Source organism: Agrobacterium sp. 16-172Ci, from assembly GCF_053522725.1.
Window position 1 is genome coordinate 55,068 of record NZ_JBNWBW010000007.1, and the last position, 24,886, is coordinate 79,953.

General features: G+C 59.8%; 23 protein-coding genes. 13 read left to right on the top strand and 10 right to left on the bottom strand.

Going from position 1 to position 24,886, the window contains the following annotated elements; translation table 11 throughout:
- Genes ACQZ40_RS09475 through ACQZ40_RS09485 form a run of 3 tightly spaced genes read right to left on the bottom strand, consistent with a single transcriptional unit; the run spans position 1 to position 3,115 of the window.
- Complete coding sequence (locus tag ACQZ40_RS09475; RefSeq protein WP_448747835.1) at positions 1-495, bottom strand: peptide deformylase; 495 nt, start codon at positions 493-495, stop codon at positions 1-3.
- Positions 496-512: 17 nt separating this feature from the next.
- Entirely contained in the window at positions 513-815 is a 303-nt protein-coding gene (locus tag ACQZ40_RS09480) for a hypothetical protein (protein ID WP_448747836.1), read from the bottom strand.
- Positions 815-3,115: an FdhF/YdeP family oxidoreductase gene (locus tag ACQZ40_RS09485; RefSeq protein WP_448747837.1), complete on the bottom strand. Its 2,301-nt coding sequence runs from the start codon at positions 3,113-3,115 to the stop codon at positions 815-817. The genes ACQZ40_RS09480 and ACQZ40_RS09485 overlap by 1 nt, the downstream gene beginning before the upstream one ends.
- Before the next feature lie 393 nt (positions 3,116-3,508).
- Here ACQZ40_RS09485 and mgtE point away from each other — a divergent pair, with 393 nt between their 5' ends.
- Together mgtE and ACQZ40_RS09495 are read left to right on the top strand one after the other, a co-directional pair.
- Positions 3,509-4,936: a magnesium transporter gene (gene mgtE, locus ACQZ40_RS09490; RefSeq protein ID WP_142779228.1), complete on the top strand. Its 1,428-nt coding sequence runs from the start codon at positions 3,509-3,511 to the stop codon at positions 4,934-4,936.
- Between the two features lie 72 nt (positions 4,937-5,008).
- Positions 5,009-5,395, top strand: a complete 387-nt coding sequence (locus ACQZ40_RS09495) for a MerR family transcriptional regulator (RefSeq protein ID WP_003524989.1) — start codon at positions 5,009-5,011, stop codon at positions 5,393-5,395.
- A gap of 90 nt (positions 5,396-5,485) precedes the next feature.
- Here ACQZ40_RS09495 and ACQZ40_RS09500 read toward each other — a convergent pair whose 3' ends face one another.
- Together ACQZ40_RS09500 and ACQZ40_RS09505 are read right to left on the bottom strand one after the other, a co-directional pair.
- Positions 5,486-6,451 (bottom strand): heparan-alpha-glucosaminide N-acetyltransferase, encoded by a 966-nt coding sequence (locus ACQZ40_RS09500; RefSeq protein ID WP_448747838.1) that lies wholly within the window; start codon positions 6,449-6,451, stop codon positions 5,486-5,488.
- 69 nt (positions 6,452-6,520) lie between these two features.
- The gene (locus ACQZ40_RS09505; RefSeq protein ID WP_003524993.1) at positions 6,521-7,213 is read right to left on the bottom strand and encodes a DUF599 domain-containing protein; all 693 of its coding nucleotides are present in this window, start codon (positions 7,211-7,213) and stop codon (positions 6,521-6,523) included.
- A gap of 503 nt (positions 7,214-7,716) precedes the next feature.
- Between ACQZ40_RS09505 and cobU the strand changes: the two genes are divergently transcribed.
- The 5 genes from cobU (at position 7,717) to ccoP (ending at position 11,875) form a co-directional block, all read left to right on the top strand.
- A complete protein-coding gene (gene cobU / locus ACQZ40_RS09510; RefSeq protein WP_271046073.1) occupies positions 7,717-8,238 on the top strand; it encodes a bifunctional adenosylcobinamide kinase/adenosylcobinamide-phosphate guanylyltransferase in 522 nt (173 codons plus the stop codon).
- Between the two features lie 239 nt (positions 8,239-8,477).
- Positions 8,478-10,100, top strand: coding sequence for a cytochrome-c oxidase, cbb3-type subunit I (gene ccoN, locus ACQZ40_RS09515; RefSeq protein ID WP_174036004.1), 1,623 nt, complete (start codon positions 8,478-8,480; stop codon positions 10,098-10,100).
- Positions 10,101-10,110: 10 nt separating this feature from the next.
- The gene (gene ccoO / locus ACQZ40_RS09520) at positions 10,111-10,842 is read left to right on the top strand and encodes a cytochrome-c oxidase, cbb3-type subunit II (protein WP_065655033.1); all 732 of its coding nucleotides are present in this window, start codon (positions 10,111-10,113) and stop codon (positions 10,840-10,842) included.
- 13 nt (positions 10,843-10,855) lie between these two features.
- Positions 10,856-11,008 carry a CcoQ/FixQ family Cbb3-type cytochrome c oxidase assembly chaperone gene (locus tag ACQZ40_RS09525; protein WP_003502810.1) on the top strand — a complete coding sequence of 51 codons (153 nt, stop codon included), beginning with the start codon at positions 10,856-10,858 and terminating at the stop codon, positions 11,006-11,008.
- Between the two features lie 3 nt (positions 11,009-11,011).
- Complete coding sequence (gene ccoP / locus ACQZ40_RS09530) at positions 11,012-11,875, top strand: cytochrome-c oxidase, cbb3-type subunit III (RefSeq protein ID WP_065655034.1); 864 nt, start codon at positions 11,012-11,014, stop codon at positions 11,873-11,875.
- Positions 11,876-12,092: 217 nt separating this feature from the next.
- Here the strand turns inward: ccoP and ACQZ40_RS09535 are convergent, their stop codons facing one another.
- Both ACQZ40_RS09535 and ACQZ40_RS09540 read right to left on the bottom strand, forming a co-directional pair.
- Positions 12,093-12,449, bottom strand: a complete 357-nt coding sequence (locus ACQZ40_RS09535) for a VOC family protein (RefSeq protein WP_271046074.1) — start codon at positions 12,447-12,449, stop codon at positions 12,093-12,095.
- A 10-nt stretch (positions 12,450-12,459) separates the two neighbouring features.
- Complete coding sequence (locus ACQZ40_RS09540) at positions 12,460-12,864, bottom strand: SRPBCC family protein (RefSeq protein WP_174036002.1); 405 nt, start codon at positions 12,862-12,864, stop codon at positions 12,460-12,462.
- Between the two features lie 119 nt (positions 12,865-12,983).
- Here ACQZ40_RS09540 and ccoG point away from each other — a divergent pair, with 119 nt between their 5' ends.
- The 5 genes from ccoG to gndA all read left to right on the top strand — a co-directional run bounded on the left by ccoG (position 12,984) and on the right by gndA (position 19,102).
- A complete protein-coding gene (gene ccoG / locus ACQZ40_RS09545; RefSeq protein ID WP_271046075.1) occupies positions 12,984-14,567 on the top strand; it encodes a cytochrome c oxidase accessory protein CcoG in 1,584 nt (527 codons plus the stop codon).
- Positions 14,564-15,064 carry a FixH family protein gene (locus ACQZ40_RS09550; protein WP_174036000.1) on the top strand — a complete coding sequence of 167 codons (501 nt, stop codon included), beginning with the start codon at positions 14,564-14,566 and terminating at the stop codon, positions 15,062-15,064. The genes ccoG and ACQZ40_RS09550 overlap by 4 nt, the downstream gene beginning before the upstream one ends.
- On the top strand, positions 15,061-17,352 hold the full coding sequence (locus ACQZ40_RS09555) for a cation-translocating P-type ATPase (protein WP_174039159.1): 2,292 nt from the start codon (positions 15,061-15,063) through the stop codon (positions 17,350-17,352). Before ACQZ40_RS09550 ends, ACQZ40_RS09555 begins: the two co-directional genes overlap by 4 nt.
- Complete coding sequence (ccoS, locus tag ACQZ40_RS09560; RefSeq protein ID WP_003502794.1) at positions 17,349-17,507, top strand: cbb3-type cytochrome oxidase assembly protein CcoS; 159 nt, start codon at positions 17,349-17,351, stop codon at positions 17,505-17,507. Before ACQZ40_RS09555 ends, ccoS begins: the two co-directional genes overlap by 4 nt.
- Before the next feature lie 164 nt (positions 17,508-17,671).
- Positions 17,672-19,102: an NADP-dependent phosphogluconate dehydrogenase gene (gene gndA, locus ACQZ40_RS09565; protein ID WP_003525022.1), complete on the top strand. Its 1,431-nt coding sequence runs from the start codon at positions 17,672-17,674 to the stop codon at positions 19,100-19,102.
- Between the two features lie 67 nt (positions 19,103-19,169).
- Here gndA and ACQZ40_RS09570 read toward each other — a convergent pair whose 3' ends face one another.
- The 3 genes from ACQZ40_RS09570 to ACQZ40_RS09580 all read right to left on the bottom strand — a co-directional run bounded on the left by ACQZ40_RS09570 (position 19,170) and on the right by ACQZ40_RS09580 (position 23,321).
- On the bottom strand, positions 19,170-19,496 hold the full coding sequence (locus ACQZ40_RS09570; protein ID WP_448747839.1) for an RcnB family protein: 327 nt from the start codon (positions 19,494-19,496) through the stop codon (positions 19,170-19,172).
- A gap of 191 nt (positions 19,497-19,687) precedes the next feature.
- On the bottom strand, positions 19,688-20,719 hold the full coding sequence (gene mgrA / locus ACQZ40_RS09575) for an L-glyceraldehyde 3-phosphate reductase (protein ID WP_448747840.1): 1,032 nt from the start codon (positions 20,717-20,719) through the stop codon (positions 19,688-19,690).
- Positions 20,720-20,822: 103 nt separating this feature from the next.
- On the bottom strand, positions 20,823-23,321 hold the full coding sequence (locus tag ACQZ40_RS09580; protein ID WP_448747841.1) for a beta-mannosidase: 2,499 nt from the start codon (positions 23,319-23,321) through the stop codon (positions 20,823-20,825).
- A 489-nt stretch (positions 23,322-23,810) separates the two neighbouring features.
- On the opposite strand from ACQZ40_RS09580, the gene ACQZ40_RS09585 reads away from it, so the two are divergent.
- Positions 23,811-24,863 (top strand): LacI family transcriptional regulator, encoded by a 1,053-nt coding sequence (locus tag ACQZ40_RS09585; protein ID WP_162934075.1) that lies wholly within the window; start codon positions 23,811-23,813, stop codon positions 24,861-24,863.
- Positions 24,864-24,886 lie beyond the last annotated feature (23 nt).

Sequence of the window (24,886 nt, forward strand, 5' to 3'; positions counted from 1 at the left end):
TCAGGATTTCCGGGATTTTTCCCATTTTTTCACCAGCCGGTCGCGCTTGAGCTTCGAGAGGCGCTTCAGCCAGAAAATGCCGTCCAGCTGGTCGATCTCGTGCTGGATGCAGATGGCGTGAAATCCCTCGGCGGCCTGCCGGTGTTCGCCGCCGGCTACGTCCTGAAATCTCACCTCGATTTCGGAGGGTCGCTCCACTTCCTCCGTGAAGCCCGGCATGGAGACGCTGCCCTCCATATGGCGCATGGTCTGCGTGGATTGGCTGACGACTTCAGGATTGATGTAGGTAAGGACGGTTCCCGGTGTCAGCTCCAGCACGAAAACGCGCTGTTTGACGCCGATATGGGCGGCGGTGATGCCGACGCCGGGCGCGGCGCGCATCGTATCGATCAGGTCCGTCACCAGCTCCTGCAATTGCCCGTCGAAAGCCGTGACCGGCGGACAGATTTCGGACAAGCCGGGATGGGGGTAGGGCAGGATCGGCCTGATTGCCAAGGAATGCTCCGTTCGTTTCAAATCCGCAGGGACGCCGCCGCAAGGGCCTGTCCTTCTTCGGTTGCCTTCAGAAAGCTGCGCTGGGTGCGGGCATCGCGTTTTGTCACCTGTACGAAACGTGGCGACAGGGCAGTGATTTCGCGCAGAATGAGGGCGTGTGCAAGCCCCAGCCGGTTGGCGATGCTGCGGCTGTCAGCGGCGATGTTGAGATAAACCGAAAGAAGGATCGCTGCGCCCGTGGCGGTCAGCGCCTGTGAGGCGCTTTCCTGAATCCGCTCCACCGCCGCCATGAACGCCGCAGTGGATTGCTCCTCTTCCATCAGGAGGCATCCCGGCGCAGGCGAACGGAGACGAGCACCGATTTCGATGTCGGCGTGAAACTGCCTTCGCCGTAGCTCGACAGCGGCACCAGCACGTTCAGTTCGGGATAATAACCGCCGACGCTGCCCTGCGGGATATTATAGGGCACCAGCCGAAAATTCCGCGCAACGCGTTCCACACCGTCGCCATATTCACCGATGACATCGACGCGCTGGCGGGAATGAGCGCCGAGCGCTTCCATATCCTTCGGGTTCATGAAGATGACTTGGCGCTCGCCATAGACGCCGCGATAACGGTCATCCATGCCGTAGATCGTGGTGTTGTATTGATCGTGGCTGCGGAAGGTCTGCAATACGAACAGGTCGTCGCGCGTGAGCGCCTGCTGGTGTTCGGTCTGTTCGGGCAAGGGGCCGCTATAGAAGGTGGCCTTTTTCGCCGGCGTGTTCCATTCCCGTTCGGCCGCCGCGTTGCGCAGATGAAAACCGCGCGGCACGCGGACGCGCTCGTTGAAATTATCGAAACCGGGAATGACCCGCTCGATCATGTCGCGGATGAGATCGTAGTCATCGGCAAGCGCCTTCCAGTCGACATGGACATTGCCAAGCGTCGCCTCGGCGATGCCGGCGACGATGGCGACTTCCGAACGCAGCTCATCCGAGGCCGGCGGATTGATGCCGCCGGAACCGTGCACCATGCTCATGGAATCTTCGACCGTGACGATCTGCGACCGGCCGGCCGAATTGCGGTCGATTTCCGTTCGGCCGAGGCAGGGCAGCACGAAGGAGGTTTCGCCCGGCACCAGATGCGAATGGTTGAGCTTGGTGGCGATGTTGACGGTCAGCTTCTGCTTTTCGAAAGCCTTGACGATCAGCGGGCTGTCGGGCGTCGCGCGCATGAAATTGCCGCCGAGCGCGATGAAAGTCTGAGCCTCGCCGTCCAGCATCGCAGCCACGGCTTCCACAGTGTTGTGGCCGGGCTTGCGCGGCATGGGGACGCCGAGTTCCTTCTCCAGCGCGTCGAGAAGCGCTGGCGGGGCCTTTTCGTCGATACCGACGGTGCGGTCGCCCTGCACGTTGGAATGGCCGCGCACCGGGCAGAGGCCGGCGCCCGGACGGCCGATATTGCCGCGCAGCAGCATGAAATTGGTGATCTCGCGAACGATGATGACGGAATGCTTGTGCTGGGTGACGCCCATGGCCCAGGTGGCGATGACGGAACCGGCATTCATGTAGATGCGGGCGGCTTCCTCGATCTCCGCGCGGGTGAGGCCGGACTGGTCGAGGATGCTTTCCCAGCTGGTCGCATCGACGGCAGCACGATAGGCCTCGAACTCTGCCGCATGTTCGGCGATGAAGTCGTAATCGATGATGGCGGGTTCGCCCGCCGCCCTTGCGGCATCGTCAGCGGCGAAGACCGCCTTGCTCATGCCGCGCACGGCCGCCATGTCGCCGCCCTGGCGCGGCTGGTAATAATTGGTGGCGATGCGGGTGCTGCCGCCGGTAATCATCTCCACCTTGTCCTGAGGGTCGGCAAAGCGTTCCAGACCCTTTTCACGGATTGGGTTGAAAACAGCGATGCGAGCGCCGCGAAGGGCGGCGCGGCGCAGGTCGCCCAGCATGCGGGGATGGTTGGTGCCGGGATTTTGCCCGATGACGAAAATGGCGTCCGTCTGTTCGAAATCCTCAAGCAAAACGGTGCCCTTGCCGACGCCGATCGAAGCCTTCAGGCCGACGCCGCTCGCTTCGTGGCACATGTTCGAACAATCGGGGAAATTGTTGGTGCCGTAAAGCCGGACCATCAACTGATAGAGGAAGGCCGCCTCGTTGGAGGCGCGGCCGGAGGTATAGAACTCCGCCCGGTCCGGGCTGTCGAGGCTGTTGAGGATACGGCCGATTTCGGCGAAGGCATCGTCCCAGGAGACGGGCAGATATTTGTCGCTCGCCCGGTCATAACGCATGGGATGGGTGAGGCGGCCCTGTTTTTCCAGATCGTAGTCGGACCAGCCGCGCAGTTCCGAGACGGTGCGGCTGGCGAAGAAGTCCGGCGGCACGCGGGCCTCCGTCGCTTCCCATGAAACGGCCTTGACGCCGTTCTCGCAAAATTCGAAAGAGGAGCCGTGTTCCGGGTCGCCCCAGGCGCAGCCCGGGCAGTCGAATCCATCCGGCTGGTTGGTCTTCAAAAGCGTGCGGGCGCCGGAAATCGGGGCGCCGGATTCGAGAAGGCGTTTGCCGACGCTTTTGAGAGCGCCCCAGCCGCCTGCGGCTGTCGATGCCTTGCCAATGAAGTCCGTCTTGCTCATGTTCCTGATTCCCGGAATCTGTCTTCTCGTGCCCGCCTGTCGGCGTTTGCCGTTTGTCAAATGCCTGTCCAGAAGCGCCGTTCCACGCTGCCTGTCAATGTCTTAATTGTGCATTGCGGCGAAACCTTTGTTCGCCCGTTCGACATTTAAAACGGGAACGGCGTAAAGGGGGTGGGCGTTGTCGCAAAACAAGCTGCAAAGCCTCGCTAAACATGCCTATAGCCGCTGGCCGTGGCTAAGCCTGCGAAGAGGAAGAGGAATGTCGAATGGATTTTTCGCCGCAGCCGGAGAGCTTGTTTATTTGCCGCTATCCGGTTGTTGACAATAAACCTTTTAACGCCATTCTGCCTGCGCATCCGTGCACTGCGGCATTTGAATACAAGGGGACGCCAGATGACAGACCGTGACGACGATCCTGTCGCGCCCGAGGACATGAAGCCTGCGGAAGCGCCCTCCGATATTTACGCCGAAGACGGCTCCGTCCGCTCGGATTTTCTGACGATGGTGGGCGCTGCGATCGCTGACCGCGATCTGCTTTTCCTGCGCAAGAACGTGGCGCGGCTGCACGAATCCGAACTCGGCGACGTGCTGGAATCCATCCTGCCGGAACAGCGCCATGCGCTGGTGCGTCTTCTCGGTTCCGACTTCGACATGACGGCGCTGACCGAGGTGGATGAGGGCATCCGCCTCGATATCGTCGACCAGATGTCGAACGAGCAGATCGCCGCCGGTATCGGCGAGCTGGATTCGGACGACGCCGTCTATATTCTCGAGGACCTCGACGACGAGGACCGCGAGGATATTCTCTCGCAACTACCGTTCACCGAACGTGTGCGGCTGATGCGGGCTCTGGATTATCCGGAAAGCTCGGCCGGCCGCCGCATGCAGACGGAATTCGTGGCTGTGCCGCCGTTCTGGACAGTGGGGCAGACCATCGATTATCTGCGCGAGGAGGAGGAGCTGCCGGATTCCTTCACGCAGATCTTCGTCATCGATCCCACCTTCAAGCTGGTCGGCGCGCTCGATCTCGACAAGGTGCTGCGCGCCAAGCGTCAGGTGAAGATCGAAACGATCATGCACGAGACCAACCACTCCATTCCGGCGGAAATGGACCAGGAAGAGGCCGCGCAGCTTTTCGAGCAATATGACCTTCTCTCTGCTGCCGTGGTCGACAACAACGGCCGACTGGTGGGCGTGCTGACCATCGATGACGTGGTTGACGTCATTCAGGAGGAGGCCGAAGAGGATCTGCTGCGCCTTGGCGGTGTCGGTGACGAAGAACTGTCGGACTCGATTGCCAGCACATCGCGTTCACGCGTGCCCTGGCTTGCGGTCAATCTCATCACAGCCTTTCTCTCCGCCTCCGTCATCAGCCTGTTCGATGCGACGATCCAGCAGATCGTCGCGCTGGCGATCCTGATGCCGGCGGTGGCCGGCATGGGCGGCAATGCCGGGTCGCAGACCATGACGGTGTCGGTGCGGGCACTTGCCACCAAAAGCCTCGATATTCACAACGCCGCGCGCATCATCCGGCGTGAGGCGGGTGTGGGTATCCTGAACGGCATGCTGTTCGGTTGCGCCATCGGCATTGTTGCCGGCATCTGGTTTCAGGATATCCATATCGGCGGCATCATCGCCACGGCCATGTGTCTCAACATGCTGGCGGCGGCGCTGGCGGGCATTCTCATTCCGCTGGTGCTCGACAAGTTCGGGGCGGACCCGGCGGTCTCCTCGGCGGTCTTCGTCACGGCGGTTACCGATATTGTCGGCTTTTTCGCCTTTCTGGGGATCGCGACCTGGTGGTACGGTATTTCCGGGTAAGGCCAGGCGGGCGAAAATTGACTTTTACGTGAAGGTCAAATAATATCATCCGGTTATGAATCGGATAGGCCCTTGGACAAGTATTATAGCATAACCGAACTGACACGCGAATTCGGTGTTTCCACCCGTACCTTGAGATTTTACGAGGACGAGGGGCTGATTCACCCTGAGCGTCGCGGGCGCACACGGCTTTTCAGGGCTGCGGACCGCCGCCTCATTCAGGAAATCCTGCGCGGCCGCCGTATCGGTTTCACGATCTCCGAAATTCGGGAAATCATCCACGTCTACAAGGAACCGCCGGGCGAATCGGGCCAATTGGTGCTTCTGATGAAGAAGGTCGATGAAAAGCGCGCGGAGCTTCGGCAAAAACGCAAGGACATCGAAGAGACGCTGGCGGAACTCGACAATGTCGAAGAAGCCTGTCTGACGCGGCTTGCCGAAATCGGCGTGGGGACGTGAACGAAATTTCGGGCCTCTCCCGAGGATGACACCGAGTGCGGATGGGACCGCTCGAAAACATCGGCTCGACTTAGCCCACTCGTATCGTACCTACTGCGCCTCAACCGTGCACTGCTGCGCCACCTCGCTTACCTTCGTTTGCTGATCGGCGCTGAGCTTGCCTTCCATCATCGTGTCGAACAGGTTTTCTGCCTGCAGCTTCTCCAGCGTGCAGCCGCAGAAACGCTGGCACAGTTCCAGTCCGTTCGCCTGCTCGACGCAGCTCTTTTCACAGCTCGATTTGTAAAGCTCGACCTGATCGACAGGCGGGGGCGGGGCGATGAGTGACAGCGTGTAGACGAGGCCGATCAGCACCGGCTGGTGGATGAGGTAAAAGGCAAGGCTGTGACGGCCGGCGCCTGCGATCAGGTTGCGAGGCGAACTCGGGCTTCGAAAGCGGTCGAGCCAGTCGCGCGGTGTGACGAATTGCGACACCGCAAGGCCGGCGAGGAAGGGCGCAAGCCAGGGGAGCAGCGGCACATAATCGTTCGAGCGGGGGGGCATGGTGGAAAAACCGATCCAGGCCAGCCATTTTGCGTTGAACAGTTCCGATTGCAGATAGTGCGGCAGGATGAAAGCAAGCACTGCAAAAAGCAGCGTCACGGCCGCGGGTGCTCGCAGGAACAACAGCCCGACAAGGCTTGCGGCGGCGATATTGTGCAATATGCCGAAGAAGATGAAGCTGTCCGGAAAGGCGAAATAGGTGGCGACGGTAATGAGCAGGGCCGAACCGGCCACCATTGCAAAACGCTTACCGAAAGACGGCCAGTTCAGAGCCTTGCCATGGGCGAGAAACAGGCTGAAGCCGGCCAGAAACAGAAACGAACTGGCGATGCCGCGCGCATAGAGCTTCCACAGGCCGGTCGTCGCCGTGCCGGGTTCGAGATAGCCGAAATATTCCAGATTCCACGTGAAGTGGTAGGACGCCATGGCGATGAGGGCCAGCCCGCGCAGGGTGTCGAGACCGCCTATGCGGCCTTTGCGGCGGTTTTCGTTTGCGGCTGCGTTCGTGTCCATGGTTTCCGTTTTTCAAGCTTTCGGGGAGGCCGGTATCACGCTGGGCTTGGCCCTTGAAGTGCGGCTATTTCAAGGCCTGTTTTCTTCCATGATGGCGCGTCGTGCTTCGGAAAAGAACTGGCGGCGTAACAGCGCCACGATGATGATGACCGTGCTGGCGATGAAGACGTAAGGGCTGATGAACCAGCCGAGATAACCGATGGACAGAAAGATGGTCCGCAGGCCGTCATTGAAGTTCTTAGCAGCGATGATGTTCATCTTTATGACGTTTTCCGCCGCCCGCTCCGCCGCCTCGCGATCGGCGCCGACATCGTGGACCATGGGAATGGCGCCGAACAGTATCGTGCAATAGTTGAACAGGCGGTAGGACCAGCCGAACTTGAAGAAGGAATAACCGAACAGGCAGGTGAGCCCGATGACCTTCAGTTCGAAAGCAGTGCGCCCGGCATAATGCACGAAAGGCATGTCGCGAAACACCGATTCGACCTGTTCTGTCGCGCCCAGAAGGGCGAAACATCCGCCGATGGCGAAGATGGAGGTGGAAGCGAAAAAGGCGGTGCCGTTCTGCAGGCCGGCCATGATCTGCGTGTCGATCATCTTCAGGTCGCGCTTCAGCGAATTCATGATCCAGTCTCGCCGACGCTCGGCCATGGCCTGATTGAGGCTGGCTCTCGAAAATAGCCTCGTTCCCGTCGTGACATGGGTATAGACGGCCCATAACAGGATGAAAACGACGATCGAGATATAGTCCATGACGGTCATCACGGGCAGGCCACCTTGCTGTTTGCGAATCTTCGAAAGCATATTGATTTGAAGGCCATGGCAAGGCAATGGCGGCGGCTGCCGTCACTCCATATTCTCCTTTGGCGTTGCGGTTTCATCATTCGGTTTTTCGCTAACTTTCCGGTAACCAAGTCGCTTTATCAATCCAGTCGCGGACGACAGGTCTGCCGGTTCCGGATTAAGGTTTTGCGTTCCGGTTCCGCCTGATTTTTGGCTAACGGCAGGGACCGATTGACAGGATGGCCGTTCGCACCTAGCCTTTCATCAGGACCGGTGTTTCCGGTATCCGGAGTCGCCAAGGCTGATATGCCCGGCATCCTGCAGGCAGGTCTTGTTTTCTCCGGCCCGGTATCAGCGGCAGTCCGGCATGAGCAACCGGGGGACGCCTTTTTCTACGAATCGTTCCCTTCATGTCTGCCTGTCCCTGGCTTGCGACACGGCGAAGATGCCGGTCCACTTCATTCTCTTCCTTCAGGTTTTAGATGACAGATAAAAACCGCTCCGTTTTCATTCTTGGCGGCGCGCGCTCCGGCAAGTCCCGTTTTGCGGAGGAGCTTGCGGGCAAGTTCGGTGGAAGCCTGCATTATCTGGCCACCGGCCGGGCATGGGATGACGAGATGCGTGAGCGCATCGTCCATCATCAGGGGCGGCGCGGCGGTGAATGGACCACCCATGAAGCGCCCGTCGATATTGCCGCCGTGCTGGAGCAGCTCGATGCGCCGGAAAATGTCGTTCTCATCGATTGCCTCACCCTGTGGCTCACCAATCTGATGATGGAGAATGCCGATATCGAGGCTGCCTTTGCGGCGCTTGAGGCGGCGATTGTATCGGCTCGGGCAAAGCTGATTTTCGTCTCCAACGAAGTCGGTCTCGGCATCGTGCCGGAAAACCGCATGGCGCGGGAATTTCGCGACCACGCCGGCCGCCTGCATCAGCGAATCGCCGCCATTGCCGGTGAGGTCTATTTTGTCGCCGCCGGTCTGCCCCTGAAGATGAAGGGCTGAAGCAGCACCCGCGAAAGCGGGGCCGACATCGCCGTGTATTTTTGCTCTTACGCAAATTCCTCTCATAAAGCCGCGCCCCGTTTTGCCGGGGCTGCGACAGCTTTGCTTTCTTGATCTGGATCAAGGTGGCGTTCCCCTGCCGGTGGCAATGCTCCAACCGACGCAAAGGCGCGTTTCCGCTCTCCCAGGCGCGTGCCGTGCCTTTCGTCGGTCGGCTTGCACGTTGGGGGAAACCAACAATGAATTACACGTTAGAAACCGCGGTCGTGGCGCTCGGCGCCTTTCTCGCGTTGCTCGGGGCAGCCTTTGCCCATGACAATCTTTTCGCCGCCCATATGTGGGTGCTGTTCTTTACGCTTCTGGTCAGCACGGTGCTTCTGTTGCGCCGTGTCTCCTTCGCGCCTGTCGATTCAGCCGCGCGTGCCCGCCTCAAGTCGGAATATTTCGACGAGGTGGTGAAATACGGCGTCATCGCCACCGTGTTCTGGGGTGTCGTCGGCTTTCTGGTCGGCGTCGTGGTGGCGCTTCAGCTCGCCTTTCCCGATCTCAATATCGCGCCCTATTTCAATTTCGGCCGGATGCGGCCGCTGCACACATCGGCGGTGATCTTCGCTTTCGGGGGAAATGCGCTGATCGCCACCTCCTTTTACGTGGTGCAGAGAACCTGTCGGGCGCGCCTGTTCGGCGGCAATCTCGGCTGGTTCGTGTTCTGGGGCTACAACCTCTTCATCGTCATGGCCGCCACCGGCTATCTGCTCGGTATTACGCAGGGCCGCGAATATGCGGAGCCGGAATGGTATGTCGATATCTGGTTGACCATCGTCTGGGTTGCCTATCTCGTCGCCTTCCTTGGCACGATCTTCATGCGCAAGGAGCCGCATATCTATGTGGCGAACTGGTTCTACCTGGGATTCATCGTCACGATTGCCATGCTGCATATCGTCAATAATCTCGCCATTCCGGTCTCGTTCCTCGGCGTCAAGAGCTACTCGGCCTTTTCGGGCGTGCAGGATGCGCTGACGCAATGGTGGTACGGCCATAACGCGGTCGGCTTCTTCCTGACGGCCGGATTCCTCGGCATGATGTATTATTTCATCCCGAAGCAGGTGAACCGCCCGGTCTATTCCTACCGCCTGTCGATCATCCACTTCTGGGCGCTGATCTTCATGTATATCTGGGCCGGCCCGCACCACCTGCACTATACAGCGCTGCCGGACTGGGCGCAGACGCTCGGCATGGTGTTCTCGGTGATGCTGTGGATGCCCTCGTGGGGCGGCATGATCAACGGTCTGATGACGCTTTCGGGCGCATGGGACAAGATCCGTACCGATCCCGTCGTGCGCATGATGGTGATGGCGGTTGCCTTCTACGGCATGGCGACCTTCGAAGGCCCGATGATGTCGATCAAGGCCGTCAATTCGCTCAGCCACTATACCGACTGGACCATCGGCCATGTTCATTCCGGCGCTCTCGGCTGGAACGGCATGATCACCTTCGGCGCGATCTATTACCTGACGCCGAAACTGTGGGGCAGGGAGCGTCTCTATAGCCTGCAACTGGTCAACTGGCACTTCTGGCTCGCCACGCTCGGCATCGTCGTTTACGCCGCCGTCATGTGGGTGGCCGGCATCCAGCAGGCGCTGATGTGGCGCGAATATGATAGCCAGGGCTTCCTCGTCTATTCCTTCGCGGAATCGGTCGCGGCGCTGTTCCCCTATTACGTGATGCGTGCATTGGGCGGCCTGATGTTCCTCAGCGGCGCGCTAATCATGGCCTACAACGTCACGATGACCATCCTCGGTCATCAACGCGAGGAGGGCGCCAGCAAGGACGCGGCTCCTTCGCTGCAGCCTGCTGAATAAGGAGAGGCCGATGTCCATACTTGACAAACACGGCGTCATCGAACGCAACGCGACGCTGCTGCTGGTCGGCTCCCTGCTGGTCGTTTCCATCGGCGGCATCGTTGAAATCGCACCGCTCTTTTATCTCGAAAACACCATCGAGAAGGTGGAGGGCATGCGGCCCTACACGCCGCTGGAACTGGCCGGGCGCAACATCTACATCCGCGAGGGATGTTACGTCTGCCACAGCCAGATGATCCGGCCGTTCCGCGACGAGGTGGAGCGGTACGGGCATTACAGCCTGGCAGCTGAATCCATGTACGACCACCCGTTCCAGTGGGGTTCCAAGCGCACGGGGCCTGACCTTGCGCGCGTCGGCGACCGTTATTCGAACGAATGGCATGTGCAGCATCTGGCCGATCCGCGTTCGGTGGTGCCGGAATCGGTCATGCCCTCCTATGCGTTCCTGAAGACCACGCCGCTGAAGATCACCGATGTTTCCATGGAGCTGAAGGCCAACCGCGCTGTCGGTGTGCCTTATAGCGACGAGATGATCGAGAAATCCGCTGCCGATCTTGCCGCCCAGGCCGACCCGAATGCGGATTCGTCGGAACTTCTGGCGCGTTATCCGAAAGCGAAGGTGGGCGATTTCGACGGCGATCCGGCCAAGCTCACCGAAATGGATGCTCTGGTCGCCTATCTGCAGATGCTCGGCACGCTGGTCGATTTCTCGACCTATGACGATGCCGCCGGATACCGGTGAGGAGGTGTGAGCCATGGAAACCTACACGGCCATGCGCCACTTCGCCGATAGCTGGGGTCTGCTTGCCATGACCCTGTTCTTCGCCGGCGTCGTCGTTTTCACCCTTCGCCCCGGCTCGAAGAAGGCCGCGGACGATGCCGCCAGCATTCCGCTCAAGGAGGACTAGGATATGTCCGAAAAACACATTGATGACATCAGCGGCGTCGAAACCACCGGCCATGAATGGGACGGTATCCGCGAGCTGAACAATCCCATGCCGCGCTGGTGGGTCTGGACCTTCTATTTTACGATCCTCTGGGCCATCGGCTATACCATCGCCTATCCGGCATGGCCGCTGATCAATGGGGCGACGCAAGGGTTGCTCGGCTGGAACAGCCGCGGCGATATTGCCGCCGAAATTGCCGATGCAAAACAGTCGCAGAGCGTCTTTGTCGACAAGATCGCCAATTCGTCGCTTGCCGAAATTCAGGCCGACCCGACCCTAATGCAATTTGCCCTTTCCGGCGGCGCTGCCGCTTTCAAGGTCAATTGCATTCAGTGTCACGGTTCGGGCGCGGAAGGCGGGCAGGGCTATCCCAACCTCAACGATGACGACTGGATGTGGGGCGGCAGCGTCGACGACATCTATACGACGGTGAAGCATGGCATTCGTTTTGCCGACGATGCGGATACGCGTGCTTCGGAAATGCCCGCTTTCGGTGAAATTCTGAAATCGGACGAAATCCGCGAGGTTGCGGCCTATGTCGTCAGCCTCACCGGTACCCCATCCAACCCGGCTCTGGTGGAGCCAGGCAAGCAGCTCTTTGCCGACAATTGCGCCTCCTGCCACGGGGAAGACGCCAAGGGCAATCGCGAATTCGGCGCGCCCAATCTGGCCGACGCGATCTGGCTGAAGTCGCATGGGGAGGAAGGTATCGTCGCGCAGATCCGTTCGCCCAAGCACGGGGTCATGCCCGCCTGGGGTGAGCGTCTCGGCGATACGACGGTCAAGCAGCTTGCGATCTTCGTGCACTCGCTTGGCGGCGGCGAGTGATAGCAAAGACAGGAAATGGAGAAGGCCGTGTCATGCCCCCCGCGGAGAGATGACAGCGGCCTGAAAGCTCTCTTCCGTCATGCTCGGGCCTGTCCCGAGCATCTGCAACGTCTCGATTTAATTGGACGTGATTAGATCCTTGGGACAAGCCCAAGGATGACGTCGAGTGTAAAGAAGCTTTGCCATCACACTCAAAGGGCCGCTATGCGGCCCTTTTTTATTTGTCCGACCACACGGCCAGCTCATATCCGTCCGGATCGGTGAAGTGAAAACGCCGCCCGCCCGGAAACTCGAAGATTGCGACGCTGATCTGCCCGCCGGCGGCTTCGACGCGGCGCTGCACATCCTCGATATCGGCGGCGTAGAGAATGACGAGCGGTCCGCCCCTGGCCGAGACCGGCGTCGTGGTGGTGAAACCGCCGGTCAGCCGGCCATCGGAAAACTCGCAATATTGCGGACCGTAATCCTTGAAGGACCAGCCGAAGGCGCCGCCGTAAAATTCCTTGCTGCGCTCGATATCGGCGACGTTGAATTCGACATAGTCAATCCGCCGGTCGTTCGTATTCGTGGTCATGCTTCCTCCATCAATCCTTTTCGAGCAGCGCCTTCAGCGTTTCGAGATCGGCCGTGATCGCTTTTGCGTCCTGCTCGAAATCCTCGTCCGTCATGTCCTGAAGGCGAAGCAGGGTGAAACTCACCTCCGTGCCGCTGCCGTTCGGCGTTACCCGTAGCGCGTTATAAACCTTCACGCCATCCGGCAATGTCACGACATGGTCGATGACACCGAACTCGTTTGCGGGCGCGAAATTGACGCGCACTTCGCCAAGCGGCCCGCCCTCGGCGATCCAGTCCTCGCCGTCCGGTGTGAGGCCGCCCGCAAGGCCCGCGGCCCAGCGGGGCATGTTCTGCGGGTTGGAGGCGAAGTCATAGACGTGGCTCCAGGGTTTTTCGACCGACAGATGAATGATTCTCGACTGCATGACAGGCATTTCATCCTCCCTTGGCGGCGCGTTCCCATACTGCGCCACTTTGTCGTCACTTGATGTAAGTCAAGGATGTTTCACCGGGGAGATGGGAGAAAGCAAGGAGATAAAAACGGACTCCCATCATGAACATCTATCGCGCCGGACAGGATCGCCCGCAACAGCCTGTCGAGAGGCTGGAGGCGGAAGCCGTCAATTCCGCAAAAACGCGCAAACCGCTCTACGAGGCACGCAGGAAGATTTTTCCCAAGCGCGCCGAGGGCAGGTTTCGGCGCTTCAAATGGCTGGTGATGCTGGTCACGCTCGGCATTTATTATCTAACGCCGTTCCTGCGCTGGGATCGCGGTCCCTATGCGCCGGATCAGGCGGTGCTGATCGATATCGCCAACCGGCGCTTTTATTTCTTCTTCATCGAAATCTGGCCGCAGGAATTCTTCTTCGTCGCCGGATTGCTGGTCATGGCCGGGCTGGGGCTCTTTCTCGTCACGTCCGCTGTCGGGCGCGCGTGGTGCGGTTACACCTGTCCGCAGACCGTCTGGGTCGACCTGTTTCTGGTGGTCGAGCGGGCGATAGAGGGTGACAGGAACGCGCGCATGAAACTGGATGCCGCGCCCTTCACATTCGGCAAATTGCGCAAGCGGGTGCTGAAACATGCGATCTGGCTGGTGATCGGCGTTCTGACCGGCGGCGCCTGGATTTTCTATTTCGCCGATGCGCCAACGCTAGCGACGCAGTTCCTGACCGGGCAGGCGCCGATGATCGCCTATTCCACCGTCGCCATCCTCACCGCCACCACCTATGTCTTCGGCGGGCTGATGCGGGAGCAGGTCTGCACCTATATGTGTCCATGGCCGCGCATTCAGGCGGCCATGCTGGATGAGAACTCGCTTGTCGTCACTTATAATGACTGGCGCGGTGAACCGCGCTCGCGGCATGCCAAGAAGGCTGCGGCGGCAGGGGAGAGCATCGGCGATTGCGTCGATTGCAATGCCTGCGTCGCGGTCTGTCCCATGGGCATCGACATCAGGGACGGGCAGCAGCTGGAATGCATCACCTGCGCGCTCTGCATCGATGCCTGCGACGGGGTGATGGACAAGATCGGCAAGCCGCGCGGGCTGATCGCCTATGCGACGCTTTCCGAATACCAGTCCAACATGGCGCTGGCGACCGGCAATGGTGAGCACGCCATCCGCCCTGCCAATGTGCGTGAGGAGGACGGCAGCTTCAGGAAGAGTGTCCGCCACTTCAACTGGCGCATCGTCTTCCGGCCGCGCACGCTGCTTTACACGGCCATCTGGTCGGCGGTCGGTATCGGCATGCTGTTTGCGCTGGTGACGCGCGAGCGGCTGGCGCTGAATGTCCTGCATGACCGCAACCCGCAATATGTGCTGGAATCGAACGGTTCCATTCGCAACGGCTATACGGTGCGCATTCTGAACATGGTGCCGCAGCCACGCACGATGAACCTGGCCATCGAGGGCATTCCGAATGCGGTGATGAAGATCAACGGCATGCCGGATACGGCCGCGCGCACCTTCGAAGTGACGGTGGAGCCGGACGAGGCGACGACGCTGAAGGTCTTCGTCACTCTGCCGGGCAAAGATGTTGCGCGGGCGGCGGAAAATTTCGAATTCATCGTCAGCGATACGGGCGGCCATGAGACGGCCCGCTACGATGCTGTATTCAACGCTCCGGGAGTGAAAAAATGACCGTGAACAATCGCCAGACGTCCGGTTTCACGTTCACCGGCTGGCATATGCTGGGTGTCATGCTGCTGTTTTTCGGCACCGTCATCACCGTCAACATGGTGATGGCCTGGAACGCGGTCAACAGCTGGAGCGGGCTTGTCGTGCCCAATACCTATGTGGCCAGCCAGCAGTTCAACGCCAAGGCGGAAGCCGCCAAGGCAAGGGCCGCGACCGGCATCAAGGGCAAGCTCATCGTGGATGAAAAGACGGTGCGATATGAGGTGTTTCATCCCGACACCGGCCCGGTCGACACCGATAAGGTGACGGCGCATTTTCGCCGGCCCGTCGGTGAACGCCAGAATTTCGACATGGACCTGACCCCGGTTTCCACCGGCGTCTTCACCGGCCCGCATGACATGCTGCCGGGCCAATGGATCGTCGAGGTCACCGCCGTCAAGGACGGCCGGATCATCGTGCATGAGGGCACGCGGATTGCCGTCATCAGGGGGCGCAAATGAGCTGCTGCGCACCGGGAACGGAAGGTTCGTTGCAACTCGGCGAGCCGGTCAATCCGCCATCGTCGGAGGAGTTGTTGCTGGCGAGCCGCGATCTGGGGCAGGGGCTGCGCCAGACCGACCTCAGCGTGCCGGATGTGTATTGCGGCGCCTGCATCACTACCATCGAGACCGCGCTCGGCCGTCTGCGCCAAGTGGAGCGGGCGCGCGTGAACCTGTCGTCCAAACGCGTGGCGGTCGTCTGGAAAGAAGAAGTCGACGGCGTCAGGACTGACCCTGCCGAGATTGCCCGCGCCATTCTTGCGACGGGATATCGCACGCATCTTTTCGCCAGCGGGCAGGATGCCTCGGACGCCTTGCGTTCGCAGCTGATCAGGGCGGTGGCGCTGTGCGGTTTTGCTTCCGCCAATATCATGCTTCTGTCCGTCTCCGTCTGGTCGGGGGCGGATGCGGCGACGCGCGACATGTTCCACTGGATTTCGGCGATGATCGCCGCGCCGGCGCTGATCTATGGCGGGCGTTTCTTCTATCAATCGGCCTGGAACGCGCTGAAACATGGCCGTACCAATATGGATGTGCCGATCGCACTCGCCATCACGCTTTCCTATGCCGTTTCCCTGTGGGAGACGATCCATCACGGTGAACATGCCTGGTTCGATGCGACCGTGTCGCTGCTGTTCTTCCTGCTGATCGGCCGGACGCTTGACCATATCATGCGTGACAAGGCGCGCTCGGCCATTGCCGGGCTTGCCCGGCTTTCGCCGCGCGGGGCAACGGTGATCGGTGAGAATGGAACGCGGGAGTATCGGCCGCTTGCCGATATCCAGCCGGGAATGTCGATTGCGATTGCGGCTGGCGACCGTGTGGCGGTGGATGCCGTGGTCGTCTCCGGCAGCAGCGATCTCGACATGTCCATCGTCAACGGTGAAAGCGCGCCGCGCCGCGTTGCGGCAGGCGACAGCCTTCAGGCCGGTACGCTCAATCTCACCGGTTCGCTGACTGCGCGGGTGACGGCATTGGCAAAAGATTCCTTCCTTTCGGAAGTGATCGGGCTGATGGAGGCGGCCGAAGGCGGGCGGGCGCGTTACCGGCGCATCGCCGACCGCGCCGCAAGCTATTATTCTCCCGTGGTGCATCTTCTTGCGCTGGTGACGTTTCTCGGCTGGGGCATTTTCGGCGGTGACTGGAAACAGGCGATGCTGATCGCCATTGCGGTTCTCATCATCACCTGCCCCTGCGCGCTTGGCCTTGCCGTTCCCGTCGTGCAGGTGGTGGCCGCCGGAAGGCTGTTCCGGCACGGCATCATGGTCAAGGAAGGCTCGGCCATGGAGCGGCTGGCCGAAATCGATACCGTGCTGTTCGACAAAACCGGCACCCTGACTATCGGCAAACCGAGATTGGTTGAGACTGGCGATGTGAAGCCCGTCACCATGGCGATTGCAGCGGGGCTTGCCGCCCATTCGCGTCACCCATTGTCGAAAGCCCTGCATGCTGCCTATAGCGGCGCGGTGCCGGCCTATGAGGCGGTGCGGGAAATTCCGGGCTCCGGCGTTGAGGCGGAAACGGAAGCCGGAACCTATCGGCTGGGCAATCGCCGTTTCGCGTGCCCAAGTGAAGCGAGCATCGACAATGGCGATGCGCGCTCGGAAGTGGTGCTGTCCCTCGATGGCGGGCATCTGGCAAGCTTCGGCTTCGAGGATAATCCGCGCGCGGGTGCGGTTTCGGCATTGCGCAGCCTGTCGGTACGGGGGCTTATGCAGGAAATCGTTTCGGGTGACCGGGCAGCAGCCGTCAGCGCCATGGCGCAGCGGCTGGGGATTGGTAACTGGCGTGCGGACCTATCGCCGAAGGACAAGGCGGCGCGTTGCGCCGAGCTTGCGGGCGAGGGGCGGCGGGTACTGATGGTGGGAGACGGTATCAACGACGCGCCGGCGCTCGCCGCCGCGCATGTGTCCATGGCGCCCGCCACCGCCGCCGATATCGGCCGGCAGGCCGCCGATTTCGTGTTCATGCAGGAGGATCTCGATGCCGTGCCTTTCGCAATCGAGACATCGCAACGGGCAGGAAGGCTGATCCGGCAGAACTTCGCGCTTGCCATCGGCTACAACATCATCGCCGTGCCGATTGCCATTGCCGGTTATGCGACGCCGATGATCGCGGCCATCGCCATGTCGACGTCCTCGCTGATCGTCGTCGCCAATGCGTTGCGTCTTGCCGGTACGGCTGAAACCGTCCGTCCTCAGAATGAAGCGAAGACCGGATTTGCAGGCGAGGGGGCGCAACTGGCATGAACATGCTGATCTATCTCATTCCCGTCGCGCTGTTTTTAGGAGCGCTCGGCCTTTTCGCCTTCCTCTGGTCGGTGCGTTCGGGCCAATATGAGGATATGGACGGGGCCGCCTGGCGGGCGCTGGATGATGGTGACGACCGGCCCCGACGATCATAAGAGGCGAGGCGGGCTTGCCGTTTTGAGCCGGACTCGACCTGTCGCAAATATGCAAAGCTGATTTGCGTCATCAAAATTTAATCGTTTCAGTCGCGGCTAGCCTTGCCGTTTGTTCATTACAGTGCCACAACACGACCACCAAAAAGCAAGATGGAGGCACATCCGTGGAACAGGCAGAAATCGGTTTGATCGGTCTCGGCGTCATGGGCTCGAACCTGGCGTTGAATATCGCGGAAAAGGGCAACAAGATTGCCGTATTCAACCGAACCCCTGAAGCGACGAAAAAATTCTACGCCGAGGCTGGGGACTTGCAGGGACAGTTGATCCCCTGCGAAACCATCGAGGAATTCGTCGCCGCCATTCGCCCTCCGCGCCCGATCATCATCATGATCAAGGCCGGCGATCCGGTTGACCAGCAGATGGAAATCCTGAAACCCCATCTCGCCAATGGCGACATCATGATCGACGCCGGCAATGCCAATTTCCGCGATACGATCCGCCGTTTCGACAATCTGAAGGATAGCGGCCTGACCTTTATCGGCATGGGCGTTTCCGGCGGTGAAGAAGGTGCGCGCCATGGACCGTCGATCATGGTCGGCGGCACCGAGGACAGCTGGAAGCGCGTCGAGAAGGTGCTGACTTCCATTTCCGCCAAGTACAATAACGATCCGTGCGTGGCATGGCTCGGCAATGACGGCGCCGGCCACTTCGTCAAGACCATCCATAACGGCATCGAATATGCCGATATGCAGATGATCGCCGAAATCTACGGCATTCTGCGTGACGGCCTTGGCATGAGCGCCGTCGAAATCGCCGATGTTTTCGCAGAATGGAACAAGGGCCGCCTGAATTCCTACCTGATCGAAATCACCGAGAAGGTTCTGCGCGCCGCCGATCCGATCACCGGCAAGCCGATGGTCGATCTGATCCTCGACAAGGCCGGCCAGAAGGGCACCGGCAAGTGGTCGGTCATCGAGGCGCAGAATATGGGCGTTGCCGCAACCGCCATCGAGGCGGCCGTGGCTGCGCGTATTCTGTCCTCGCAGAAGGATGAGCGTGAAGCTGCCGAGAAGATCTTCGGTCTGCCGACCGTTGCGCCTGCACCGGCTGACAAAAAGGCTTTCATCGCCGATCTGGAAAGCGCGCTTCTGGCCGCCAAGGTCGGCGCTTACGCGCAGGGCTTCGCGATCATGTCGGCCGCTTCCAAGGAGTTCAACTGGAACCTGCCGATGCCGACGATTGCTCGCATCTGGCGCGCCGGTTGCATCATCCGCTCGGAATTCCTCGATGAGATCACCTCGGCCTTCACCAAGGACCCGCATGTGGCCAACCTCATCGTGACGCCTGCCTTTGCCGGCATCGTCAAGGATACCGACGCACCGCTGCGCCGTGTCGTCTCCTACGCCGTCCTGTCGGGTCTGCCGGTTTCGGCACTTGCTTCGGCGCTCGGTTATTTCGACGCCTATCGCCGTGGCCGCGGCAGCGCCAACCTCATTCAGGCGCAGCGCGACTTCTTCGGCGCCCATGGTTTCGAACGCACCGACGGTGTGGACAAGCCGCACGGCCCGTGGGGCAGCGGCGCCGACATTTTCTGATCGGCTGAAACGACAAACGACAAAAGGCCCGCGCGAGCGGGCCTTTTTCATTTCATCGATGCCTGGATTAGCGGGCGGCGGCGAGGCCGACGATCAGGCCGCTGACGGCGTTGATGAGCAGGAACTGGTTGTCGACGCGTACCCAGTGCTGGTCGCGGCGCGGTTCTGCAAGGTGGTAACGGCGGTAGTCACGACGGTCTACCATGTTGCGGCGCTCACGGGCCGAAAGGCGCTGGCCGCGATCCCAGCGGTGCTTCTTGACGATGACCTTCTTGGTGGTGACCTGACGCTCGACGGTGACGCCGCGATGGCGATCGCCGTGGCGGCTTTGGGCCTGAGCCATCGGAGCGGCGAGAACGGTGGCAGCCAGAAGAATGGTGACGAACTTTTTCATGGAAGTTTCCTCTCGTGTTTCGATGAGGAGAACTTACGAATAAACGAATGAACGGAAACTGAATTTAAAATTACATTTATGTAATGGTTATTAACGCTTAGGGGCGGAAGTTAATCTTTTGTTTTGAGGTTTTTGGCCCGGCATTTTGCAATCTGCAGACCGCCCGGCAGAACCGGGCAGTCTGTCCTCAATCAGACGCGTTCGGCGGATTTTGCCCAGAGGTTGATATCCGCGTCCTTGGCGTAACGATCGATTTCGGCAAGCTCTTCTGCCGTGAAATCCGGCTTGTCGAGCGCCTTCACGCAATCCTCGACCTGTTCGACACGGCTTGCGCCAATCAGCGCCGAGGTGATGCGGCCGCCGCGCAGAACCCAGGCAATCGCCATCTGCGCCAGCGTCTGGCCGCGTCGCTCGGCAATGCTGTTCAGCGCACGGATGTTTTCGACATTGCGCTCGTTGAGGAAGGCCGGGTTGAGAGACTTGCTCTGCGATGCACGGCTGCCATCCGGCACGCCGCCGAGATATTTCGTCGTCAGCATGCCCTGCGCCAGCGGCGAGAAGACGATGGAGCCGATGCCCAGTTCTTCCAGCGTGTCGACGAGACCGTCTTCCTCGATCCAGCGGTTGATCATCGAATAGCTCGGCTGATGGATGATGCAGGGCGTGCCGAGGTCCTTGAGGATCGCGGCGGCCTCGCGGGTGCGCTTCGAGTTGTAGGACGAGATGCCGACATAAAGCGCCTTGCCCGAGCGCACGATCTGGTCCAGCGCGCCGCAGGTCTCCTCAAGCGGCGTGTTGGGGTCGAAACGGTGGGAGTAGAAAATATCGACGTAGCCCAGCCCCATGCGCTTCAGGCTCTGGTCGCAGGAAGCTATCAGATATTTACGGCTGCCCCATTCACCGTAAGGACCGGGCCACATGTTGTAACCGGCCTTGGAGGAGATGATCATCTCGTCGCGATAGCCTCTGAAATCCGTCTTCAGAATTTCTCCGAAGGCGGTTTCGGCGCTGCCGGGCGGCGGGCCGTAATTGTTCGCGAGATCGAAATGGGTGATGCCGAGATCGAAAGCGCGGCGGCAAATGGCCTGTTTGGTCTGGTGCGGCGTATCGTTGCCGAAATTGTGCCAGAGTCCCAGCGAGATTGCCGGCAGTTTCAGGCCGGTTTTGCCGCAGTGATTATATTTCATGGATGCATATCGGTTTTCGGCCGGTTGCCAAACCATGGGTCTTCCTCCGCTTGCTGATGACTGGCTGCCGGAGAACCCGGCAGCCTTTTGAACTGATGAAGACAGGCGTGGGTTCACCTGTCATTCCCGAGAGGGATGGTTATGCCTTTCTCCGCATGCTTTCAATGCCGGGATTGGGCGAGGATTGGCAGGTATGAAGATCGAAGATGCGGAAATGCGGCTGGGGGCCGTCCGCTTTCGGGGTGAAGATGATACGGCGCGTTTCGCCGGCGGCAAGATCGAAGAGATTGTCGGAATAACGTCCGGGCTGATCTGCCTCCAGCATGACGAAGAGAGCGAGGCCGGTGGCGCTGACATCGATTTCGAACTGACCGTTTTTCAGTGTGCTGGTGGTGAATGTCAAGCCGGCAGGCTGAAGTTCCAGCGCCTTGTAGCTATCGCGCGCATGATGGCCTTCGCCGGTCATGCCGTTCGAGGCGATGAAGCTCCAGGCAAGGACGGCGCCGTGCGGCAGGCTGTCCATGTCGATGTCGGTCAATATCGCGGCCCTGTCGGTCGCGCAGGTGCCATTGGCGGATTTCAGCGGCACGCGGTTGCCGTCCATGGTCAGGGCGACGATGTTCATGTCGATTTCCACATCCTCCACCGTGTCGTTGACCATGGAGAAGCTCACCCGGCGTCCATCTTCTGAAGGGATGGCCGAGACTGTAACCGGCTGGAAGAAACGGCGGGCGGCATAATGCAGCGCTTTCCAGCCTCCGCCGTAATCAAGGCTCGACCATGAGGCGACCGGCCAGGTGTCGTTCAGCTGCCAATAAAGCGTGCCCATGCAATGGGGCTTGAGCGAGCGCCAGTAATCGACAGCCGTGCGGATCGCCAGCGCCTGCTGGACCTGACTGAGATAAACGAAATTCTCGAAATCCTTCGGGAAGCGGAAATAGCGGAACATGGTGCCCGCAATCCGCTCATTGCCGCCGACATTCTTCTGGTGCAGCTCGATGACCGGGGAGGCGATGTTCATGTCCCGGTCTTCCGCGTAGGTGCGGATGACGGGCATGGATGTATAGGACTGGAAACCGAATTCGGAGCAGAAGCGCGGTTTCACCGAACGATAATTGTCGAATGACTTGTTCTCGTGCCAGACGGACCAATAATGCATGTCGCCGGAACCATCGGCGTGCCAGGCATCGCCGTAATCGAGATAACCCGACGCTGGGCTCGATGGCCACCAGAGCGCTTCGGGAGCGGCTTTTTTCAGGGCCCGTTCGATGGTGCGGTTCAGGCGGTCATAGGCCACGAGATAACGGTCGCGATTGTTGCGGGATTCATCGAACCATGTCAGCGCACCCACCAATTCATTATCACCGCACCAGAGCGCGATGGAGGGATGGGAGGAGAGGCGTTTCACCTGATACTCGACCTCGTGTTCGACATTGTCGAGGAAATCCTCGCTGCAGGGGTAAAGGTTGCAGGCGAACATGAAATCCTGCCAGACCAGCAGGCCGAGACGGTCGCAGAGATCGTAGAACCAGTCTTCCTCATAGAACCCGCCGCCCCAGACGCGGATCATGTTCATATTGGCCTCGACCGCGGAGCAGAGAAGGTCTTCGGTCTTTTCCCGGCTGGTCAGCGAATAAAGCGCATCGGCGGGGATCCAGTTGGCGCCGCGGCAGAAGATTTCCCGGCCGTTGATGCGGAAGGCGAAGCGGCTGCCGGCCTCGTCCTTGTCCGTCAGAAGCTCGATGGTTCTGAAGCCGATCTGCCGGGTCACGGTCTCATCGGGCAATTCCACCGTCAGCTCGTAGAGCGTCTGTTCGCCACTGCCGGCTGGCCACCAGAGTTCCGGATTTTCTACGAAGAAGACGTGACGCACCACCGTTTCGCCGGCGCCCACGCCGCAATCGAGCCTGAGCCTTTCGTCATTCAGCGACAGATAGACCGGCAGGCTCGCCGGACCTTCGGCAAACAGCGTGACGGCGACATGCAGTTCCACGCCGCCTTCGACATGGTGCTGCGAGGTGACGACATGTTCGATGCGGGCTGTATCGAGGCGCTTCAGCAGGATTTTGCCGTAAAGGCCGAGCGGGGCAATCGCGATATTCCAGTCCCAGCCGAAATGGCATTGCGGCTTGCGCAGCATGTTGCCATTGGCAATCGGCGAATTGCCGGGGTGATAGGGAATATAAAAAGGCTGCCGCGCCTGCCGTTCCGCGCCGGCGGCGATGTTGGAATGGAAATGGATGCGGATGGTGTTTTCACCCGGCCGCACAGCCCGCGAAACATCCGGGCGGTAACGGCGGAAACAATTGTCGGCGCTCAGGACAGGAATGTCGTTGACGAAGACGATGGCGACGGTGTCGAGGTAATCGATATCGAGATACCAGCTGGCATCCGCCTCATCGAGAATGAATGTGCGCTCGAGGATCCAGTCCTGCTGTGCGACCCATTGTACCGCCTTCTCATTGGCGCCGTGATAGGGATCTGGAATGATGCCCGCAATTTTGAGCGCGGTGTGAATATCGCCCGGTACGGAAAGCTGGGTGGCGTGGTCTCCTTCCACCGAGGTCAAGCGCCAGGACCCGGCCAGATCGATGACGGTTTCGGGCGAGGAAGAAGAAATCATAATCGGACCCTGCATAATATGAATTCGAAGAAGACTGGCCTGCATCATGGTGCAGGCTTGTGTCAGAATCTGGGGAGAATGGATGCTCGCAAAGCGGCTGCCTCACATTTATCCGGCTTTGCGATTTCCTCCCTTCGGCAACGTTACCGTAAAACAATCGTTCCGTCATTCCTTTGAGTGACAATCGGTACCACGAAAAATGCCAGGGAACGCCGAGTCTTGACGATGCTGTTGCATCGACAAAAAATTATAGATTTTTATCATTTTATATTAGCGTGTTATGTAAATTTTTTAATCTATATAATGAGGAAATTGATCCAATGATATCCGGACTTTTGGCCCGTAAGAAAAGGATCGCAGACGGGAAATATTTTACGGACCTATATCGTTTTAGCTGAATTGGCCGATAGCCGGACGGGACCGGCCTTTGTCCGCAGACCTTTGCCTTTGCAACGGAGCAAAAGCTATCTATGATTATCGTTCGGTAAAGCGTGGCGAAATGACATGAACGATACTGGCAAATCCGGCAGGGACGACATACCCGCGACCACGGGCGAGCGTCCGACCTTGAAGACAATCGCCTATATGACGGGTCTCGGCATCACCACCGTCTCGCGCGCACTGAAGGATGCGCCCGATATCGGCGCTGAAACCAAGGAACGCGTGCGGCTGATCGCCCGGCAGATCGGTTACCAGCCAAACCGCGCCGGGGTGCGCCTTCGCACCGGCAAGACCAATGTGATTGCCCTTGTGCTGAGCGTCGATGAAGAACTGATGGGTTTCACCAGCCAGATGGTCTTCGGCATCACCGAGGTTCTTTCCACAACACAATATCATCTGGTCGTGACGCCCCACATCCATGCCAAGGATTCCATGGTGCCGATCCGCTATATTCTCGATACCGGTTCGGCGGATGGGGTCATTATTTCGAAGATCGAGCCCAACGATCCGCGCGTTCGTTTCATGACCGAGCGCAACATGCCCTTCGTCACTCATGGGCGGTCCGATATGGGCATCGACCATGCCTTTCATGATTTCGACAACGAGGCCTATGCCTATGAGGCGGTCGAGCGGCTGGCGCAATGCGGACGCAAAAGGATAGCCGTCGTCGTGCCGCCATCGCGGTTTTCATTCCACGATCACGCCCGCAAGGGGTTCATGAGGGCAATCAGGGATTTCGGCCTTAGTGAATTTCCGCTGGATGCCATCACCATCGAAACGCCGCTCGAAAAAATCCGCGATTTCGGCCAGCGGCTGATGCAATCCGATGACCGTCCCGACGGCATTGTTTCGATCAGCGGCAGCAGCACCATTGCGCTGGTGGCCGGTTTTGAGGCAGCCGGTGTGAAAATCGGCGAAGATATCGATATCGTCTCGAAACAGTCCGCCGAGTTCCTGAACTGGATCAAACCGCAGATCCACACCGTCAATGAGGATATCAAGCTGGCGGGCAGGGAGCTTGCAAAGGCCCTTCTGGCGCGCATCAACGGCGCGTCGCCGGAAACCTTGCAGAGCATCAGCAGCCCGGTCTGGTCTTCAATGGCGCCGAAGCCGTAACGAGCTGCATTGCGATTGATGGC

Excerpts from the sequence above, each read along its gene's own strand:
- ACQZ40_RS09480 (WP_448747836.1), bottom strand. The coding sequence starts at position 815 with ATGGAAGAGGAGCAATCCACTGCGGCGTTCATGGCGGCGGTGGAGCGG.
- ACQZ40_RS09485 (WP_448747837.1), bottom strand. The coding sequence starts at position 3,115 with ATGAGCAAGACGGACTTCATTGGCAAGGCATCGACAGCCGCAGGCGGC.
- mgtE (WP_142779228.1), top strand. The coding sequence starts at position 3,509 with ATGACAGACCGTGACGACGATCCTGTCGCGCCCGAGGACATGAAGCCT.
- ACQZ40_RS09500 (WP_448747838.1), bottom strand. The coding sequence starts at position 6,451 with ATGGACACGAACGCAGCCGCAAACGAAAACCGCCGCAAAGGCCGCATA.
- ACQZ40_RS09505 (WP_003524993.1), bottom strand. The coding sequence starts at position 7,213 with ATGACCGTCATGGACTATATCTCGATCGTCGTTTTCATCCTGTTATGG.
- cobU (WP_271046073.1), top strand. The coding sequence starts at position 7,717 with ATGACAGATAAAAACCGCTCCGTTTTCATTCTTGGCGGCGCGCGCTCC.
- ccoN (WP_174036004.1), top strand. The coding sequence starts at position 8,478 with ATGAATTACACGTTAGAAACCGCGGTCGTGGCGCTCGGCGCCTTTCTC.
- ccoO (WP_065655033.1), top strand. The coding sequence starts at position 10,111 with ATGTCCATACTTGACAAACACGGCGTCATCGAACGCAACGCGACGCTG.
- ACQZ40_RS09525 (WP_003502810.1), top strand. The coding sequence starts at position 10,856 with ATGGAAACCTACACGGCCATGCGCCACTTCGCCGATAGCTGGGGTCTG.
- ccoP (WP_065655034.1), top strand. The coding sequence starts at position 11,012 with ATGTCCGAAAAACACATTGATGACATCAGCGGCGTCGAAACCACCGGC.
- ACQZ40_RS09535 (WP_271046074.1), bottom strand. The coding sequence starts at position 12,449 with ATGACCACGAATACGAACGACCGGCGGATTGACTATGTCGAATTCAAC.
- ACQZ40_RS09540 (WP_174036002.1), bottom strand. The coding sequence starts at position 12,864 with ATGCCTGTCATGCAGTCGAGAATCATTCATCTGTCGGTCGAAAAACCC.
- ccoG (WP_271046075.1), top strand. The coding sequence starts at position 12,984 with ATGAACATCTATCGCGCCGGACAGGATCGCCCGCAACAGCCTGTCGAG.
- ACQZ40_RS09550 (WP_174036000.1), top strand. The coding sequence starts at position 14,564 with ATGACCGTGAACAATCGCCAGACGTCCGGTTTCACGTTCACCGGCTGG.
- ACQZ40_RS09555 (WP_174039159.1), top strand. The coding sequence starts at position 15,061 with ATGAGCTGCTGCGCACCGGGAACGGAAGGTTCGTTGCAACTCGGCGAG.
- ccoS (WP_003502794.1), top strand. The coding sequence starts at position 17,349 with ATGAACATGCTGATCTATCTCATTCCCGTCGCGCTGTTTTTAGGAGCG.
- ACQZ40_RS09570 (WP_448747839.1), bottom strand. The coding sequence starts at position 19,496 with ATGAAAAAGTTCGTCACCATTCTTCTGGCTGCCACCGTTCTCGCCGCT.
- mgrA (WP_448747840.1), bottom strand. The coding sequence starts at position 20,719 with ATGGTTTGGCAACCGGCCGAAAACCGATATGCATCCATGAAATATAAT.
- ACQZ40_RS09580 (WP_448747841.1), bottom strand. The coding sequence starts at position 23,321 with ATGCAGGGTCCGATTATGATTTCTTCTTCCTCGCCCGAAACCGTCATC.
- ACQZ40_RS09585 (WP_162934075.1), top strand. The coding sequence starts at position 23,811 with ATGAACGATACTGGCAAATCCGGCAGGGACGACATACCCGCGACCACG.